Below are 568 nucleotides of genomic sequence, written 5' to 3' on the forward strand. Positions count from 1 at the left end.
GTGTGCGCACCGCCGTCGCCGCGGGCTGCAAGACCGTCGTGCTCACCAACGGCTGCGGCGGGCTGCGGGTCGGGATGCGCGTCGGCCAGCCGGTGCTGATCAGCGACCACATCAACCTCACGGCGACCTCCCCGATCGTCGGCCCCAACTTCGTCGACCTCACCGACCTGTACTCGCCGCGCCTGCGCGCCCTGTGCCAGCAGGTCGACCCCTCCCTTGAGGAGGGCGTGTACGCCCAGTTCCCCGGGCCGCACTACGAGACGCCCGCCGAGATCGCGATGATCCGCACGATGGGCGCCGACCTGGTGGGCATGTCCACCACGCTGGAGGCCATCGCGGCCCGCGAGGCCGGCGCCGAGGTGCTCGGCATCTCGCTGGTGACCAACCTCGCCGCGGGCATGACCGGCGAGCCCCTCAACCACGAGGAGGTCCTCCAGGCGGGCCGCGACTCGGCCGCCCGGATGGGCAGCCTGCTGAGCCAGGTGCTCGGCAAGCTCTGAGCGGACACCCAGGGCCCGTCCCGGTCCGGCCCGGCCGCGTCGGCCCGGCCGACCACCCCGCGCTCCAC

Annotated in this window: 1 pseudogene; it reads left to right on the forward strand. The window is 73.8% G+C overall.

The window, feature by feature from the left end:
* Nucleotides 1–500 (forward strand): annotated as a pseudogene (locus KUM32_RS37095) (purine-nucleoside phosphorylase); the annotation flags it as partial.
* Between the last annotated feature and the right edge of the window lie 68 nt (nt 501–568).

Source organism: Streptomyces sp. AC627_RSS907 (assembly GCF_019049165.1).